Here is a 16,648-nt window from a genome sequence, read left to right as displayed (position 1 = left end):
GACAAGGTTTCGGCGTAAACGTATGTTTCAAACAACTGTTTGACCGTCACAACAAATCAACGCGGTCGTTCATTCCCGGTTACATCAGCAGAGGTTTATCGCTATGCCTGACTACAAGGCCCCCTTGCGTGATATTCGCTTCGTTCGTGACGAGCTGCTCGGCTACGAAGCGCACTATCAGAGCCTTCCGGCTTGCGCAGACGCAACTCCGGACATGGTTGACGCCATTCTCGAAGAAGGCGCCAAGTTTTGTGAGCAGGTACTGGCACCGCTGAACCGCGTGGGCGACCTCGAAGGTTGCACCTGGAGCGAGTCCGGTGTGAAAACCCCGACCGGCTTCAAAGAGGCTTACAAGCAATTCGTTGAAGGCGGCTGGCCAAGCCTGGCGCACGACGTCGAGCACGGCGGTCAAGGCCTGCCGGAGTCGCTGGGTCTGGCAGTCAGCGAAATGGTGGGCGAAGCCAACTGGTCGTGGGGCATGTACCCGGGCCTGTCGCATGGCGCGATGAACACCATCTCCGAGCACGGTACTCCTGAGCAGCAAGAAGCCTATCTGACCAAACTGGTTTCCGGCGAATGGACCGGCACGATGTGCCTGACCGAACCGCACTGCGGCACCGACCTGGGCATGCTGCGCACCAAGGCCGAACCTCAGGCTGACGGCTCCTATAAAGTGTCCGGCACCAAGATCTTCATCTCGGCCGGTGAACACGACATGGCCGACAACATCGTCCACATCGTGCTGGCCCGCCTGCCGGACGCACCGGCTGGCACCAAAGGCATCTCGCTGTTCATCGTTCCGAAGTTCATGCCGAACGCTGATGGCACCGTCGGTGAGCGCAACGCAGTCACCTGCGGTTCGCTGGAACACAAGATGGGCATCCACGGCAACGCCACCTGCGTGATGAACTTCGACGGCGCCACCGGTTACCTGATCGGCCCGGCGAACAAAGGCCTGAACTGCATGTTCACCTTTATGAACACCGCTCGTCTGGGTACCGCGCTGCAAGGTCTGGCCCACGCCGAAATCGGTTTCCAGGGTGGTCTGAAATACGCTCGCGATCGTCTGCAAATGCGCTCCCTGACTGGCCCGAAAGCGCCGGAAAAAGCCGCTGACCCGATCATCGTGCACCCTGACGTTCGCCGCATGCTGTTGACCATGAAGGCATTCGCCGAAGGCAACCGTGCGATGGTGTACTTCACGGCCAAGCAGGTCGACATCGTCAAATACGGCGTCGATGAAGAAGAGAAAAAGAAAGCCGACGCACTGTTGGCCTTCATGACGCCGATCGCCAAAGCGTTCATGACCGAAGTCGGTTTCGAATCCGCTAACCACGGCGTGCAAATCTACGGCGGCCACGGCTTCATCGCCGAGTGGGGCATGGAGCAGAACGTTCGCGACAGCCGCATTTCGATGCTGTACGAAGGCACCACCGGGATCCAGGCACTCGACCTGCTGGGCCGTAAAGTGCTGATGACGCAAGGCGAGGCTCTGAAAGGCTTCACCAAGATCGTCCACAAGTTCTGCCAGAACAACGAAGGCAACGAAGCTGTTCAAGAGTTCGTCGCACCGCTGGCAGCGATCAACAAAGAGTGGGGCGAGCTGACCATGAAGGTCGGTATGGCCGCCATGAAAGATCGCGAAGAAGTCGGCGCGGCTTCCGTGGACTATCTGATGTACTCCGGTTATGCCTGCCTGGCTTACTTCTGGGCCGACATGGCTCGCGTGGCAGCCGAGAAACTGGCAGAAGGCAGCGGCGACGCGGCGTTCTACACCGCCAAGCTGCAAACCGCGCGCTTCTACTTCCAGCGCATCCTGCCGCGTACCCGTACGCACGTGGCCACCATGCTGTCGGGCGCCAACAACCTGATGGACATGAAAGAAGAAGACTTCGCACTGGGCTACTAAGCCTTAACGCGGTCTCTTGAAAAACCGCTGCTCCTTCGGGGGCAGCGGTTTTTTTTGCGTTGGATTTGTCCCCAACTCTGGGAGCGATTCCCCAGCAGAAACGGTGAGCTGACAGCGTGCAGCCCTCGCGTTTATTGATTCAAAATGTTTCTCGAAAGCATGGCCAATTAATTGCACTGCGCAGATTAACCGGCGCTCACGAGAAAACCTGTCCCGTTCCACGACCCCTCTCGCCCGGCACAACGCATAACAACAACCGTCAGGGTGAAGCACATGAACATCTGCCGACTCGTCTGGTTAGCCCTTGCACTTGCCGCCTCTGGCGCGATGGCCGCGACGCCCGCCGAAGTGGACCCGCCGGTTGCGGAAGTGCCCAGCCTGCAATCGTTGCGCGGCATGGTTCCGCCCGATCCTTCCGGAACCGAGGGCGGGCGCAAAGTCGATCTGATGACCGACTACGTGCTCAATCGCTCCGCCGCAATCCTGCTGGGCAAGGCGTTGTTCTGGGACATGGAAGTCGGCAGTGATGGCGCCACTGCGTGCGCGTCCTGCCATTACCACGCTGGCGTCGATCATCGCATCGCCAACCAACTCAACCCCGGCCAGGCGCACACCAACGCCAACGTCGCCTCGATCTTCAACAAGCCTTTCATCGCCTCGGATATTCCCGGTGACGTGGCGTCCTATGCGACGCTTTCCGGCGGCAAGGGCGGGCCGAACTACACGCTGAAGAAAACCGACTTCCCGACGCATGTGCTGAGCAACCCACTGGAGCGCAACTCGCCGATCGTCTATTCGAGCGACGACGTGGTCGGCTCCCAGGGTGTCTTCGACGCCAATTTCGTCAAACCCAACCAGCCGCGTTTCGACAAGTGCACCCAGCAACCGGACGGCATTTTCCAGGTCGGCGGCATCAACGTCCGTCGCAGCACCGGGCGCAACGCGCCGTCGGTGATCAACGCTGCGTTCAACGTGCGCAACTTCTGGGATGGCCGCGCGAATAACGTTTTCAACGGATTCTCGCCGTTCGGCAATCGCGATCCCGATGCAGGGATCTACGTGACCGCCGAGCGCAGCACCGTGGCGAGCAAAGTTCGCCTGGCGCTCAACGACGCTTCCGCCGCATCGCAAGCGGTCGGTCCGCCCGGCAGCGCCGTGGAAATGTCCTGCGGCGGTCGCACCTTTGCCGACATTGGCCGGCGCATGCTCGATCAATTGATGCTCAAGCAACAGCGGATTTCTTCCAATGACTCGGTGCTCGCCTCGGTCTCCGGCGCGCGGCGTCCGACCTATCGCGAACTGATCAAGAACGCCTTCCAGCCTCGTCTGTGGAACGCCACGCAAAACGTGTTGGTGGGTGGCGCGCCGTATACGCAGATGGAAGCCAATTTCCCCTTGTTCTTCGGGCTGGCGATTCAAATGTACGAAGCCACACTCGTCTCAGATCAGGCGCCAATCGATGCCTATCTGCAGGGCGATTCAACTGCGATGAACGCGCAGCAGGTCCAAGGCATGAACCTGTTTCTCGGCAAAGGCAAATGCGTCAATTGCCACGGCGGACCGGAAATGACCAACGCTGCCAGCCGCTTGTTGATGCACCCGCGTGAACGCATCGAGCGCATGGTCATGGCTGACAACCTCACCACCCTCTACGACAACGGTTTCTACAACACCGGGGTGCGCCCGACGTCCGAAGATCTGGCCCTCGGTGGTTCGGATGCCTGGGGCAACCCTTGGTCGTTCAGCCGTCAGTACAACAAGCTGTTGCAGGGCGGCAGCATCCCCGATCCGCTGGACGTCGACGTCTGCACCTTTGAAGCGCCGCTCAGTGCTGCGATTCCGTGCGATGCGACGCTCAAACCCAACGTCAACTTCCGTGACTCGGTCGATGGCGCCTTCAAGACGCCAACCTTGCGCAACATCGCCCTGACCGGGCCGTACTTCCACAATGGCAGCCGCGCGACGCTCAAGCAGGTGATGGAGTTTTACAACCGTGGTGGCGACCGGCGTGGCGAGGACGCCAACAACACCAGCGGCTTCGAGCACCCGGCGGTGAATCAGCACAACACCTCCAACCTCGATCCGGACATGACCAACCTCAACCTGACGCCCGATGAGATTGATGCACTGGTGAAATTCATGGAAGTCGGCCTCACCGATCCGCGCGTGGCCTGGGAGCGGGCACCGTTCGATCATCCATCGCTGGTGATCCCACAGGGCCATGTCGGCGATGAAAATGCGGTGACCCAACGCCCGGCCAGCCCGAAGGTCACGACACGGCAAGCGGCGGATGCTTCGCTCAATCTCAAGCCTTATGGCGCCGAGGGACGCAGTGCTGCGGAGGGGCCACTACTGCCTTTCTACAACGATCTTTGAGGACCATTTCCGCGTCTGGCCATCAGTCATGGTGGCCAGTGCCGTGGATCAGGCAAAAAACTTGGCAAATCGCTCAGATAGTCAGGCTTTCTGCCGTTAAAGAGACTGCGTGTGATCTGGATCACATTGTGTGTGCTTAACTGCATGCATTGCAGGCACAATGCCATCTCTTTGCCATGACGGGTCGGAGCTTTACCCTTGCCGCGTTCTTCCGCTGTACGTTTCAGTCATTTCCTACCTTCACTGCTGTTGTTGCTCGCGGGGTTGGCGGCTGCGTACGTCAAAGACCTCAACGTGTTCTTCACTTCGCTGTTCAACGTGTTGCCAACGCTGGTGCTGCTGCTGGGCGGCGCTTATTGCGCGGTTTACCGACGCCAGCGCGAACTGTTTCTGATGCTCACGGTGTACATCGCCTACTTTCTGCTCGACACCCAGACCGATTATTACCGCGACAACGGCAAAGTGCGCGAAGACGCTGCGGTGGTCTTCCACCTCGTGTGTCTGCTGCTGCCGCTGTTGTTCGGGCTGTTCGCTGCATGGCAGGAGCGCACGCACCTGTTCCAGGACATGGTGGCGCGTTTCGCCGTGCTACTGATCTTCGGCAGCGTGGCGTTGGGGCTTGAACAAAGTTATCCCCAGGCATTGCTGATGTGGCTGTCCGAGATCCGCTGGCCGGCGTTGCACGGCGCATGGATGAGCCTGATTCAGATGTCATACCCGGTGTTCATCTCGGCGTTCCTGCTGCTTGCCTGGCAATACTGGCGCAACCCGCGCCCGCTGCACGCGGCGCAATTGGTTGGTTTGCTCGGCGTGTTCTGGATGCTGCCGAAAACCTTCATCCTGCCGTTCACCCTGAACATCATGTGCAGCCAGGTGATGTTGATGATTGCCGCCGCCGTGGCGCATGAGGCTTATCAAATGGCCTTCCGCGACGAGCTCACCGGTCTGCCGGGCCGACGCGCACTCAACGAACGCATGCAGCGCCTCGGTCGCAACTATGTGCTGGCGATGAGTGACGTCGACCATTTCAAGAAATTCAACGACACCCACGGCCATGACGTCGGCGATCAGGTGCTGCGATTAGTCGCCAGCAAGCTGTCGAAAATCAGCGGTGGCGGTAGGGCATATCGCTATGGCGGTGAGGAATTCGCCCTGGTGTTTGCAGGCAAAACCCTTGAGGAATGCATGCCCCATCTTGAGGTGATCCGCGAGTCGATTGCGTCCTACAACATTCAACTGCGCAATCAGGAAAACCGCCCGCAGGACGACCAGCAAGGTCGTCAGCGTCGTGCCGGTTCCGGTGCCTCCAGCGTTTCGGTCACGGTCAGTATTGGCGTCGCCGAGCGAGTGGAGCAGCGTAACCCGGAGCAAGTCCTGAAGTCCGCCGACGAGGCGCTCTACAGCGCCAAGGGCGCAGGGCGAAACTGCGTCGTCGCGTTCGGCCAGAACCGCCGTGGCGCGGTGCGCATGGACACCGCTGCGGGTTGAGTGATGACGGCGCATTCAGCGTCTGCACAATGATTGTGAGGCGTGGTGGCCAGCAGTAGGTTGGAGTGATCTGCTGACGGAGAAGCCACCATGCCTGAGTACAAAGCCCCGCTGCGCGACATGCGCTTTCTGATCGACCACGTCTTCGACTTCCACGCCAACTACGCCGCCCTCGGTGCCGATGACGCCAGCCCGGACATGATCAACGCGATCCTCGAAGAGGGTGCGAAGTTCTGTGAGAACGTTCTAGCGCCGCTCAATCGCAGCGGTGACGAAGAGGGCTGCCATTTCGACAATGGCGTGGTGACAACGCCTACAGGCTTCAAGCAGGCTTTCGCACGATACGTCGAGGGTGGCTGGCACGGTCTGGCGGCGGATCCGATCTACGGCGGCCAAGGCCTGCCGAGTTCGCTGGGTTTGGTGATCAGCGAAATGGTCGGCTCCAGCAACACGTCCTGGGGTATGTACCCGGGCTTGACCCACGGCGCGATGTCGGCGATCCACGCCCACGGCACCGCCGAGCAGAAAGAAACCTACCTGAGCAAACTCACCGCCGGGCAATGGACCGGCACCATGTGCCTGACTGAAGCCCATTGCGGCACTGATCTGGGCATCATCAAGACCCGCGCCGTGCCCCAGGCTGACGGCAGTTATGCGGTTACCGGCAGCAAGATTTTCATCTCCGCCGGCGAGCACGACCTGAGTGACAACATCATCCACCTGGTATTGGCCAAGTTGCCGGATGCGCCGGCCGGGACCAAAGGCATTTCGCTGTTTATCGTGCCGAAGTTCTTGCCGGACACGGCGGGCGAAGCGGGCGAACGCAACGGTGTTACCTGCGGTTCGATCGAACACAAGATGGGCATCAAGGCTTCGGCCACCTGCGTGCTCAACTTCGACGGCGCCAAGGGCTACTTGATCGGGGAGCCGAACAAGGGCCTCAACTGCATGTTCACCATGATGAACCACGCCCGGCTCGGCACCGGCATGCAGGGTTTGTGTCTGGGTGAGGCAAGCTTCCAAGGCGCAATCAAATACGCCAACGACCGCTTGCAGATGCGCTCACTGACCGGCGCCAAAGCCCCGGACAAAGCCGCCGATCCGATCATCGTTCACCCCGACGTGCGGCGCATGTTGCTGACCATGAAAGCCTTCAACGAAGGCAATCGCGCGCTGACCTACTTCACTGCGCAGATGCTCGATGTCGCACACCTGAGCGGCGATGCCGAGGCGCGTCAGGAGGCCGAAGACCTGTTGGCGTTCCTCACGCCGATCTGCAAGGCATTCATGACCGACACCGGGTTGGAAGTGACCAACCACGGCATGCAGGTGTTTGGCGGCCACGGCTTTATTCGTGAATGGGGCATGGAGCAGCTGGTGCGCGATTGTCGGATTGCGCCGATTTACGAAGGCACCAACGGCATTCAGGCGCTGGATCTGCTGGGGCGCAAGGTGTTGGGCAGTCAGGGCAAGTTGCTGCGCGGGTTTACCAAAATCGTCCACAAGTTCTGCGCGGCCAATGCCGAGCATGCGCAGTTGGGCAGTTTCGTTGCGCAGCTCAACGAGCTGAATCAGCAGTGGGGCGAGCTGACCATGAAGGTCGGCATGGCGGCCATGAAGAACCCGGATGAGGTGGGCGCGGCGTCGGTGGATTACCTGATGTACAGCGGTTACATCATTCTTGGGTATCTGTGGTTGCGCATGGCGCTGGTGGCGCAGGCGCAACTGGAGGCGGGCGAGGGCGAGGCGGATTATCTGCGGGGCAAATTGGCGACGTGCGAGTTTTACTTCAAGCGCTTGTTGCCGCGCACGGCGGCGCATCGGGTGGCGATTGAGGCGGGGAGTGATTGTTTGATGAAGTTGCCGGCGGAGTTGTTTGCGTTGTAGGGCAGATCTTTTTCCGGTGACTAGAAATAACAAATCAGTCACCGGTTGACCCTATGTGTCGCAAAAGTTGTTGAGGTACACTCCGGATCAACGAAAACATCATTCCACGAATCACCTGTTTAGATCTTGCGAGGTTTGCCATGGCTGACTACAAAGCGCCGCTGCGCGATATGCGCTTCGTCCTCAATGAAGTGTTCGAGGTCGCCAAACTCTGGGCTGAACTGCCAGCGCTGGCCGAGACCGTCGACGCGGAAACCGTTGAAGCCATTCTCGAAGAGGCCGGCAAGGTCACCAGCAAAAGCATCGCACCGCTGAGCCGCGCTGCTGACGAAGAAGGTTGCCACTGGGCGGACGGCGCCGTCACCACTCCGGCCGGTTTTCCACAGGCTTATCAGACTTATGCCGAAGGCGGCTGGGTCGGCGTTGGCGGTGATCCGCAATACGGCGGCATGGGCATGCCCAAAGCCGTGTCGGCGCAGGTCGAAGAAATGGTCAACTCCGCCAGCCTGTCCTTCGGTCTGTACCCGATGCTCACCGCCGGCGCCTGCCTGTCGATCAACGCCCACGCCAGCGAAGAGCTGAAAGCCGCATATCTGCCGAACATGTACGCCGGCGTCTGGGCCGGTTCGATGTGTCTGACCGAGCCGCACGCCGGCACCGACCTGGGGATTATTCGTACAAAAGCCGAGCCTCAGGCCGACGGTTCCTACAAGGTCAGCGGCACCAAGATCTTCATCACCGGTGGCGAACACGACCTCACCGAAAACATCATTCACCTGGTGCTGGCCAAGCTGCCGGACGCGCCTGCCGGTCCGAAAGGCATCTCGCTGTTCCTCGTGCCGAAATTCATGGTCAATGCCGACGGCAGCCTCGGCGCGCGCAACCCGGCGAACTGCGGTTCGATCGAACACAAGATGGGCATCCAGGCCTCCGCGACCTGTGTGATGAACTTCGACGACGCCGTGGGTTATCTGGTCGGCGAGCCGAACAAAGGCCTCAACGCGATGTTCACCATGATGAACTACGAGCGTCTCGGTGTTGGTATTCAAGGCCTGGCGACCGGCGAGCGTTCGTATCAGAACGCCGTTGAATATGCCCGCGACCGTCTGCAAAGCCGTTCGCCGACCGGCGCGCAGAACAAAGACAAAGTCGCTGACCCGATCATCGTCCACCCGGACGTGCGGCGCATGCTGCTGACCATGAAAGCCTCGAACGAGGGCGGCCGTGCATTCTCCACCTACGTGGCGATGCAACTCGACACCGCCAAGTTCAGCGAAGACGCCACCACCCGCAAGCGTGCGGAAGATCTGGTTGCACTGCTGACGCCGGTGGCCAAGGCATTCCTCACCGATCTGGGTCTGGAAACCACCGTGCACGGCCAGCAGATTTTCGGCGGCCACGGCTACATCCGCGAGTGGGGCCAGGAGCAACTGGTGCGTGACGTGCGCATCACGCAGATCTACGAAGGCACCAACGGCATTCAGGCGTTGGATCTGGTGGGTCGCAAGATCGTCGGCAGCGGTGGCGCGTTCTACCAACTGTTCGCCGACGAGATCCGCCATTTCACCGCAACCGCCAGTGCCGATCTGGGCGAATTCACCAAGCCGTTGAACGATGCCGTCGACACCCTCGACGAACTGACCGCGTGGCTGCTGGATCGGGCGAAAAACAATCCGAACGAAATCGGCGCGGCCTCGGTCGAATATTTGCAAGCGTTCGGATACACGGCCTATGCCTACATGTGGGCACTGATGGCCAAGGCTTCGCTGGGCAAGGAAGCGCAGGATGATTTCTACGCCAGCAAGCTCGGCACCGCGCGGTTCTATTTCGCCCGTTTGCTGCCGCGCATTCACTCGTTGAGCGCGTCGGTCAAGGCCGGTAGCGAGTCGTTGTTCCTGCTGGATGCGGCGCAATTCTGATGCGATGACGTCATGTAAGCATTCTCTTACATGACGTGCTGCTGTTCTCCCATATGCGTGGATTGGATCCACGGCTAATCTACATTTCATGGACGTCGCGCAGGAAGCGCAAAGCAACAACACGGACACGTAGGATTCTGCCAGGGTGGCGGAGTGAAATGGATGTCAGGGAAACAGTCTGCAAAGCCCCGCTTCGGCGGGGTTTTCTTTTGCCTGCAGAAAAGTGCTCAGGCCAGCGGATCAAGCGTTGGCTTCATCTCACGCTCCATCACTTCTTCCAGCAATGTCTGCAACAGCGCCAGAGGCGCCTGCTGGCGTTGCACATCGCGACAGACCAACCCAACCTTCAACGGCACCCGTGGTTCGCTCAGCGGTTTCCACAGCAGATCCTGATCGTCGTATTCCTTCTGCGAACGCCCGGGCAGCACCGTTGCCAATTTGGTGTGCGGCAGACTGTCGAGAATACCCACCATATTGTTCAGCTCGGCCTGCACTTGCGGACGTCGCCCGAGCGCGGTCAGTTGCGCCTGCCAGATCTGGCGGATCTGAAACTCTTCGCCCAACAGCAACATCGGCAGTTCCGCGGCCTGGCGCATCGAAACTTTCTTGAATTCGCGCAATGGATGATCCGCTGGAATCACCAGCGTCAGTTCATCTTCGTAGAGCATCACGCCATGCAGGCCCGGTTGGCGCGGCGGTAGATAACTGATGCCGATATCCAGCGAACCGTTGAGCAGGCGGCGCTCGATCTCCAGCCCGGTCAATTCATAAATCTGCACCACCAGATGCGGCTGCGCTTTGCGTACGCGTTCAAGCATTTGCGGCACCAGACTGGTGTGCACCGTTTGCAGCACGCCGATGGCCAGTGTGCGCAAGGCCTGGCCCTTGAAGTTACCCAGCGCCTCGCGCGCCCGTTGCAGACCATCAAGCAGCGGCAACGCGTGGTTGTACAACGTATGTGCGGCGAGGGTCGGCAGCAGGCGTTTACTGCTGCGCTCGAACAGCGTGACGTCGAGGTTCTGTTCGAGGTGACGAATCTGCTGCGACAGGGCCGGTTGCGAGATCGACAGGCGTTCCGCCGCCCGTCCGACATGGCCTTCTTCGTAGACCGCGACGAAATAACGCAGTTGTTTAAAATCCATAAGTAATGCTTATCGAAAATGCTGGGAAATCGAAATGGCCCGAAGCCGTCAGTGAGCCTAGTCTAACCGCATTCACAAGGCTTACAGGGCCAGAAAGCGCGATGAATAGCGTTCGCTTCGACAGTGTTTGCATAGGCAGTTCAAAACACCTCAAACGAGGTGTTTTTCAATGAATCTATTCAGTTTGCGGCGCCAAACGCCGAGTCTTGATGACCTCGCTCTCGAGGCCAGCCCTTCTGACAACAGAGAAAAGCTCAGCACTGAGCGCCTGATGCCCAGCGTTGAACGGCCGCAACAGGTGTTCGTTCGGGGGCAGGGTTCGTGGCTGTGGGACAGCAACGACCGCGCCTACCTGGACTTTTCCCAGGCCGGCGGCGCCAACAGCCTCGGCCACAGCCCTTCGGCTTTGGTCAAAGCCATCAGCAGCCAGGCGCAGGCGCTGATCAATCCCGGTTTCAATCTGCACAATCGCGGCATGCTCAGCCTCGCCGAGCGGCTGTGCGCCGCCACCTCCAGCGATCAGGCTTACCTGCTCAACAGTGGCAGCGAAGCCTGTGAAGCGGCGATCAAACTGGCGCGCAAGTGGGGCCAACTGCATCGCGGCGGCGCCTCGCGCATTATCGTCGCGAAGCAGGGTTGTCATGGTCGCAGTCTGGCGACGATTTCCGCCTCGGACAGCTGCAACCTGCACAACCGTTTCGCGCCGTTGCTGCCGGGTTTCGATCTTGTGCCGTTCAACGACTTGCCGGCGCTGCACGCGGCGGTCGACGCGCAGACTGTGGCGATCATGCTTGAACCGATTCAGAGCGACGCCGGTGTTGTGCCGGCGACCGAGCATTACCTCAAAGGTGTCGAGCGACTGTGCCGAGAACTGGGCATCCTGTTGATCCTCGACGAAGTACAAACCGGTATCGGCCGCTGTGGCACCTTGCTCGCGGAACAGTCCTACGGCGTGCGCGCGGATATCGTCGTGCTCGGCAAAGGGCTGGGCGGCGGCGTGCCGTTGGCGGCGCTGCTGGCGCGGGGCAAGGCATGTTGTTTCGACGCGGGTGAACTGGGCGGCACGCATCACGGCAATGCACTGATGACAGCGGCGGGATTGGTGGTGCTGGACAACGTCCACGATCGCAGCTTTCTTCAGCAGGTCAACGACAACGGCCAGCATTTGCGCGAAGGTTTGGCACGATTGGCGCACCGTTACGACCATGGCGAACTGCGCGGTCAAGGCCTGTTTTACGGACTGACTCTGTCAGACGATTCCGCCGATGCCGTGGTCCACGCCGCCCTGCACGAAAGCCTGCTGCTCAATGCTCCGCAAGCCAATTGCCTGCGCTTCACCCCCGCCCTCACCGTCAGCAAAGCCAACATCGACGAGATGCTCCTGCGCCTGGGTCGTGCTTTCTCGCGAGTGCGCACCGCACAACTGCAATGCCGCAAAGGGATTGCCGTCTGAGCTGAAGTTTCCTACCCGATTTCCAGAACCGTCTCGCGGTATAACGCACGCCCCACGCCTGATTCTTTTGGCGTGGGGCGTTTTTTTGTAGGGTGGTGGCGATCAAATGGCAGTTGCACTGAACCCTGACGAACGGCGCGGGTCGATTAGCTTGTATGGCTCAAGTGAGCCAACCCCCATACAGGAGCTGCCCCATGGATTTCATTCGCATCATCATCGCTATTCTGTTGCCACCACTGGGCGTGTTTCTGCAGGTCGGGTTTGGCGGGGCGTTCTGGTTGAACATTCTGCTGACGTTGTGCGGTTATATTCCGGGGATCGTGCATGCGGTGTATATCATCGCCAAGCGCTGAGTACTGCGGCGCCAAGTCGATAGCTTTCGCGAGCGGGCTCGCTCCCACCAGGGAATTGTGAACAACACAGATCCAGTGTGGGAGCGAGCCTGCCCGCGAATGGGGCAACTCGGTTTTGAATGTGGCGCGGTGATCAGTCCGCTAATCCCATCACCCGCCGATAAAACTTCCACTCCTGCTCCAACGCATGCGCCTGATTGGCCGCGCGGCGGAAGCCGTGGCGTTCGTCGGGGTAGTAGTGGGCCTCGACCTCAATGCCGTTCTGCTCCAGCGCCGTGACCATGTCGCGGGTTTGTTGCGGGATCACCACAGCATCCAGTTCACCCTGAAAGAAGATCACCGGTACGCGGATGTTGCTCGCGTGCAGCAACGGCGTGCGGGCGGCGTAGCGTTCGGCGTCTTGCTCGGGGTCACCGATCAGCCAGTCCAGATAATCCCCTTCGAACTTGTGCGTCGCTCGAGCCAACGCCACCGGATCGCTGACGCCGTAAAGGCTGGCGCCCGCACGGAAAACCTGTTTGAACGCCAGTGCACATAATGTTGTGTAGCCGCCCGCGCTGCCGCCACGAATGAACGCCCGTTGGCCGTCGATCAAGCCTTGTTCGGCAAGATGCGCGACGACGGCGCATGCATCCTCGACATCCACCTCGCCCCAACTCAAATGCAACGCCTGGCGATATTTGCGACCGTAGCCGCTGCTGCCGCGATAGTTGAGATCGGCGACGGCAAAGCCGCGTTGCGTCCAGTACTGGATGCGCGGGTCGAGCATCGGGTAGCAGGCCGATGTCGGGCCGCCGTGGATGAACACCACCAACGGCGGTTTTGGTTCGCCACCCATGGACGGATAAAAGAAACCGTGAGCCTCGCCCATTCCGCTCGGATAACGCAGGGTTTGCGGACGACTGATACGTTCGGCGCGCAGGGGCGCGACGCCACCGGCGAGAACCTTCACTTCGCGGCTGGTTCGATCAATCGCGATGACCGCCGAAGGACTGATCGGCGAAGCGGCGATGCAATAGATGTTCTGCTCATCCAGTGCCAGGTGACGGAAGCGGCTGTAATCGCCAGTGAGGTCTTCGTCGCCGAGGGCCAAACGGCCAAAACCACTTTCGCTCCAACTGGCTAAAAAGGCATCTTCAACAGGCAACCAGGTGCAGCCGCCGAGTTGCCACGGCGCGGGCGCATGATCGGCCTGCGCAGCGGGCATCGGTTTCAAGCCATCGATCGTTTCAACCCACGGCTGCCAAAAACCACCGCGATCAGTCAGGCAATACAAACGACCTTCGGCATCGAATCGCGGTTGTTGAATCGACTCCTCAATCTGCTCACCCGCCACGCAACGGGGCGCGGAATAATCACCGTCAGCCACCATCAATCGCGTTGAAGTCCATGGCTGATGAGGGCGGCTCCACTCGATCCACGCCAAACGCTGCCGATCCGGGCTGAGGGTCGGCGCCGCGTAGAAATCCGCCCCTTCGGCCAGCACATGCCGCGCGCCATCCGCCAGATCAATCGCCACCAGCCGATGTTGATCCAGCTGTTCCTCGACGGCCAACACCCGGCCATCGGCGAAGTGCAGATCGCCATAGCGACAATCCCCCGAGGTCAGCGCCTGGGGTTCGCCATCCAGCGATTGCCGATACAACTGCTGATCGGCCTCAGCCACGAAAACCACGCCATCCGGCGTCAGACAAAACGCGCCACCGCCGTATTCGTACACGCGACTGCGCACGCTGAAGCCATTCGGCGTCAGACATTTCGCCACGCCATCGCGCCAATGCCAGATCCGGCACGCGGCGTCTTCCGGTCGGTATTCATTCCAGAACAACCCGTTGGCGCCGAGCTGCAATTCGGCGAAATCCGTCCCGGCTGCGACGGCTTGCGAGGCGCTGAAAGGCTCAGCCCTTGGCGATGAGGCGTGAGTTTCGTTCATTGCGGAAGGCCAGTTGTTCGATGGTTTGAGTGGCGGTCTCGGCTTCTTCGCGGGCCTTGAGAATCACGCCGTGGTGTTCGGATTTGCTGCACACCGGGTCGGCATTGCTCGCATCACCGGTGAGCATGAACGCCTGGCAGCGGCAGCCGCCGAAGTCTTTTTCTTTCTCGTCGCAGGAGCGGCACGGCTCGGGCATCCAGTCGTAGCCGCGGAAGCGGTTGAAGCCGAACGAGTCGTACCAGATGTGCTGCATGCTGTGATCGCGCACATTGGGAAATTGTACCGGCATCTGTCGGGCGCCATGGCAGGGCAGGGCGGTGCCGTCTGGAGTGACCGTGAGAAAGATGCTACCCCAACCGTTCATGCAGGCTTTCGGGCGTTCTTCGTAGTAATCAGGGGTGACGAAAATCAGCTTGCACGGATGCCCTTCGGCTTCCAGCTTCGCCCGGTATTCGTTGGTGATGCGTTCGGCGCGCACCAGTTGCTCTTTGGTCGGCAACAGGCCGACACGATTGAGCTGCGCCCAACCATAGAACTGGCAAGTGGCGAGCTCGACGAAGTCGGCTTCCAGCGCGATGCACAGCTCGATGATGCGGTCGATCTTGTCGATGTTGTGCCGATGGGTGACGAAGTTCAGCACCATCGGATAGCCGTGGGCCTTCACCGCGCGAGCCATTTCCAGCTTCTGCGCGAAAGCCTTTTTCGAGCCGGCGAGCAGGTTGTTCACTTGCTCATCGCTGGCCTGAAAACTGATCTGGATGTGATCGAGCCCGGCCTTCTTGAAGTCGCTGATTTTCTGCTCGGTGAGGCCAATGCCGGAGGTAATCAGGTTGGTGTAGAAACCCAACTGCCGCGCTTCATGAATCAGCTCGGCGAGATCCTGACGCACCAGCGGCTCGCCACCGGAAAAGCCCAGTTGCGCAGCGCCCATCTCCCGCGCCTCGCGAAACACCTTGATCCATTGTTCTGTGCTCAGCTCTTTGCCCTGCTCGGCGAAATCCAGCGGATTGGAGCAGTACGGGCATTGCAGCGGGCAGCGGTAGGTCAGCTCGGCGAGCAGCCACAGCGGCAGGCCGATTTCAGGCTTGGCCGGCAGATCAGGCAAGTTCGATCCAGTGCTGTGCACGGGCAACCTCCATGAATTGCTCGATGTCATCACCGAGCTCAGGCACGCCGGGGAACTGCTCATCGAGTTTGGCAATGATCGCCGCAACGTCGCGTTCGCCGTCGATCAAACCGCCGATCAGCGCGGCGCTGTCGTTGAGTTTGATCATGCCTTCGGGGTAAAGCAGCACGTGACCTTTTTGCGCCGGTTCGTACTGGAAGCGGTAGCCGGGACGCCAGGTCGGGACTTTGCTGCGGTCGAAACTCATAAGGTGATTCCTTTATGCCAGACCCGTTGTTCGGTCACGCTGTGATACGGCGGGCGGTTCAGTTCGTAGGCCATGCTCATGGCATCGAGCATGCTCCAAAGAATGTCCAGTTTGAACTGGAGAATTTCCAGCATGCGCTCCTGGCCTTCGCGCGTCTTGTAGTGCTCGAGCGTGATCGCCAGACCATGCTCGACATCACGCCGGGCCTGACCGAGGCGGGTGCGGAAGTATTCGTAACCGGCCGGGTCGATCCACGGGTAATGCTGCGGCCAACTGTCGAGGCGCGACTGGTGGATCTGCGGGGCGAACAGTTCGGTCAGCGAACTGCTGGCGGCTTCCTGCCAACTGGCGCGGCGGGCAAAGTTGACGTAGGCGTCGACGGCGAAACGTACGCCCGGTAGAACCAGTTCTTGAGAACGCAATTGGTCCGGGTCGAGGCCGACCGCTTGGCCCAGACGCAACCACGCTTCGATACCGCCATCCTCGCCCGGGGCGCCGTCGTGGTCGAGCAGGCGCTGAATCCACTCGCGGCGGATTTCCCGGTCGGGACAATTAGCGAGGATCGCCGCGTCTTTCAGGGGGATGTTCACCTGATAGTAGAAGCGGTTGGCGACCCAACCCTGAATCTGCTCGCGGGTGGCGCGGCCTTCATACATCGCCACGTGATACGGGTGGTAGATGTGGTAGTAGGCGCCTTTGGCGCGCAGGGCGGCTTCGAATTCGGTGGGGGACATTGGCGTGTCAGTCATATTTGTTCTCCGGGGAACAACCCTAGAATCTTTTCTGGTTACTCTGGCCTCTTCGCGAGCAGGCTC

At 60.1% G+C, this 16,648-nt stretch carries 12 protein-coding genes; 7 read left to right on the top strand and 5 right to left on the bottom strand.

Translation table 11 applies throughout. The annotated features are described in order from the left end of the window. Positions 1 to 103: 103 nt before the first annotated feature. The 5 genes from ACQ4OE_RS06040 (at position 104) to ACQ4OE_RS06020 (ending at position 9,579) form a co-directional block, all read left to right on the top strand. A complete protein-coding gene (locus ACQ4OE_RS06040; protein ID WP_430946090.1) occupies positions 104 to 1,909 on the top strand; it encodes a phenylacyl-CoA dehydrogenase in 1,806 nt (601 codons plus the stop codon). Between the two features lie 273 nt (positions 1,910 to 2,182). Beyond that, the gene (locus tag ACQ4OE_RS06035) at positions 2,183 to 4,285 is read left to right on the top strand and encodes a cytochrome-c peroxidase (RefSeq protein ID WP_430946089.1); all 2,103 of its coding nucleotides are present in this window, start codon (positions 2,183 to 2,185) and stop codon (positions 4,283 to 4,285) included. Positions 4,286 to 4,483: 198 nt separating this feature from the next. Then, a complete protein-coding gene (locus ACQ4OE_RS06030) occupies positions 4,484 to 5,773 on the top strand; it encodes a GGDEF domain-containing protein (protein WP_122594792.1) in 1,290 nt (429 codons plus the stop codon). 90 nt (positions 5,774 to 5,863) lie between these two features. Continuing rightward, the gene (locus tag ACQ4OE_RS06025) at positions 5,864 to 7,660 is read left to right on the top strand and encodes an acyl-CoA dehydrogenase C-terminal domain-containing protein (RefSeq protein ID WP_430946088.1); all 1,797 of its coding nucleotides are present in this window, start codon (positions 5,864 to 5,866) and stop codon (positions 7,658 to 7,660) included. Positions 7,661 to 7,800: 140 nt separating this feature from the next. Then, positions 7,801 to 9,579 (top strand): acyl-CoA dehydrogenase C-terminal domain-containing protein, encoded by a 1,779-nt coding sequence (locus ACQ4OE_RS06020; RefSeq protein ID WP_122594794.1) that lies wholly within the window; start codon positions 7,801 to 7,803, stop codon positions 9,577 to 9,579. 227 nt (positions 9,580 to 9,806) lie between these two features. Here the strand turns inward: ACQ4OE_RS06020 and ACQ4OE_RS06015 are convergent, their stop codons facing one another. Further along, complete coding sequence (locus ACQ4OE_RS06015; RefSeq protein ID WP_122594795.1) at positions 9,807 to 10,721, bottom strand: LysR family transcriptional regulator; 915 nt, start codon at positions 10,719 to 10,721, stop codon at positions 9,807 to 9,809. Between the two features lie 169 nt (positions 10,722 to 10,890). On the opposite strand from ACQ4OE_RS06015, the gene ACQ4OE_RS06010 reads away from it, so the two are divergent. Together ACQ4OE_RS06010 and ACQ4OE_RS06005 are read left to right on the top strand one after the other, a co-directional pair. Next, a complete protein-coding gene (locus tag ACQ4OE_RS06010; protein WP_430946087.1) occupies positions 10,891 to 12,174 on the top strand; it encodes an aspartate aminotransferase family protein in 1,284 nt (427 codons plus the stop codon). Positions 12,175 to 12,368: 194 nt separating this feature from the next. Continuing rightward, positions 12,369 to 12,527, top strand: a complete 159-nt coding sequence (locus ACQ4OE_RS06005) for a YqaE/Pmp3 family membrane protein (protein WP_003228885.1) — start codon at positions 12,369 to 12,371, stop codon at positions 12,525 to 12,527. A 133-nt stretch (positions 12,528 to 12,660) separates the two neighbouring features. Here the strand turns inward: ACQ4OE_RS06005 and ACQ4OE_RS06000 are convergent, their stop codons facing one another. Genes ACQ4OE_RS06000 through pqqC form a run of 4 tightly spaced genes read right to left on the bottom strand, consistent with a single transcriptional unit; the run spans position 12,661 to position 16,582 of the window. After that, positions 12,661 to 14,460, bottom strand: a complete 1,800-nt coding sequence (locus ACQ4OE_RS06000) for a S9 family peptidase (RefSeq protein ID WP_430946086.1) — start codon at positions 14,458 to 14,460, stop codon at positions 12,661 to 12,663. After that, positions 14,426 to 15,586, bottom strand: a complete 1,161-nt coding sequence (gene pqqE, locus ACQ4OE_RS05995; protein WP_212544998.1) for a pyrroloquinoline quinone biosynthesis protein PqqE — start codon at positions 15,584 to 15,586, stop codon at positions 14,426 to 14,428. Before pqqE ends, ACQ4OE_RS06000 begins: the two co-directional genes overlap by 35 nt. Continuing rightward, entirely contained in the window at positions 15,558 to 15,833 is a 276-nt protein-coding gene (pqqD, locus tag ACQ4OE_RS05990) for a pyrroloquinoline quinone biosynthesis peptide chaperone PqqD (protein ID WP_007910068.1), read from the bottom strand. Before pqqD ends, pqqE begins: the two co-directional genes overlap by 29 nt. After that, positions 15,830 to 16,582: a pyrroloquinoline-quinone synthase PqqC gene (gene pqqC, locus ACQ4OE_RS05985; protein WP_008085171.1), complete on the bottom strand. Its 753-nt coding sequence runs from the start codon at positions 16,580 to 16,582 to the stop codon at positions 15,830 to 15,832. Before pqqC ends, pqqD begins: the two co-directional genes overlap by 4 nt. Between the last annotated feature and the right edge of the window lie 66 nt (positions 16,583 to 16,648).

It is taken from the genome of Pseudomonas sp. WC2, assembly GCF_050586545.1.
In the GTDB taxonomy this organism is placed as follows: Bacteria; Pseudomonadota; Gammaproteobacteria; order Pseudomonadales; family Pseudomonadaceae; genus Aquipseudomonas.
The sequence above is the reverse complement of the archived record's forward strand: the minus strand, read 5'-3'. Positions and strand labels throughout refer to the sequence as shown.

Excerpts from the sequence above, each read along its gene's own strand:
- ACQ4OE_RS06040 (WP_430946090.1), top strand. The coding sequence starts at position 104 with ATGCCTGACTACAAGGCCCCCTTGCGTGATATTCGCTTCGTTCGTGAC.
- ACQ4OE_RS06035 (WP_430946089.1), top strand. The coding sequence starts at position 2,183 with ATGAACATCTGCCGACTCGTCTGGTTAGCCCTTGCACTTGCCGCCTCT.
- ACQ4OE_RS06025 (WP_430946088.1), top strand. The coding sequence starts at position 5,864 with ATGCCTGAGTACAAAGCCCCGCTGCGCGACATGCGCTTTCTGATCGAC.
- ACQ4OE_RS06020 (WP_122594794.1), top strand. The coding sequence starts at position 7,801 with ATGGCTGACTACAAAGCGCCGCTGCGCGATATGCGCTTCGTCCTCAAT.
- ACQ4OE_RS06015 (WP_122594795.1), bottom strand. The coding sequence starts at position 10,721 with ATGGATTTTAAACAACTGCGTTATTTCGTCGCGGTCTACGAAGAAGGC.
- ACQ4OE_RS06010 (WP_430946087.1), top strand. The coding sequence starts at position 10,891 with ATGAATCTATTCAGTTTGCGGCGCCAAACGCCGAGTCTTGATGACCTC.
- ACQ4OE_RS06005 (WP_003228885.1), top strand. The coding sequence starts at position 12,369 with ATGGATTTCATTCGCATCATCATCGCTATTCTGTTGCCACCACTGGGC.
- ACQ4OE_RS06000 (WP_430946086.1), bottom strand. The coding sequence starts at position 14,460 with ATGAACGAAACTCACGCCTCATCGCCAAGGGCTGAGCCTTTCAGCGCC.
- pqqD (WP_007910068.1), bottom strand. The coding sequence starts at position 15,833 with ATGAGTTTCGACCGCAGCAAAGTCCCGACCTGGCGTCCCGGCTACCGC.
- pqqC (WP_008085171.1), bottom strand. The coding sequence starts at position 16,582 with ATGACTGACACGCCAATGTCCCCCACCGAATTCGAAGCCGCCCTGCGC.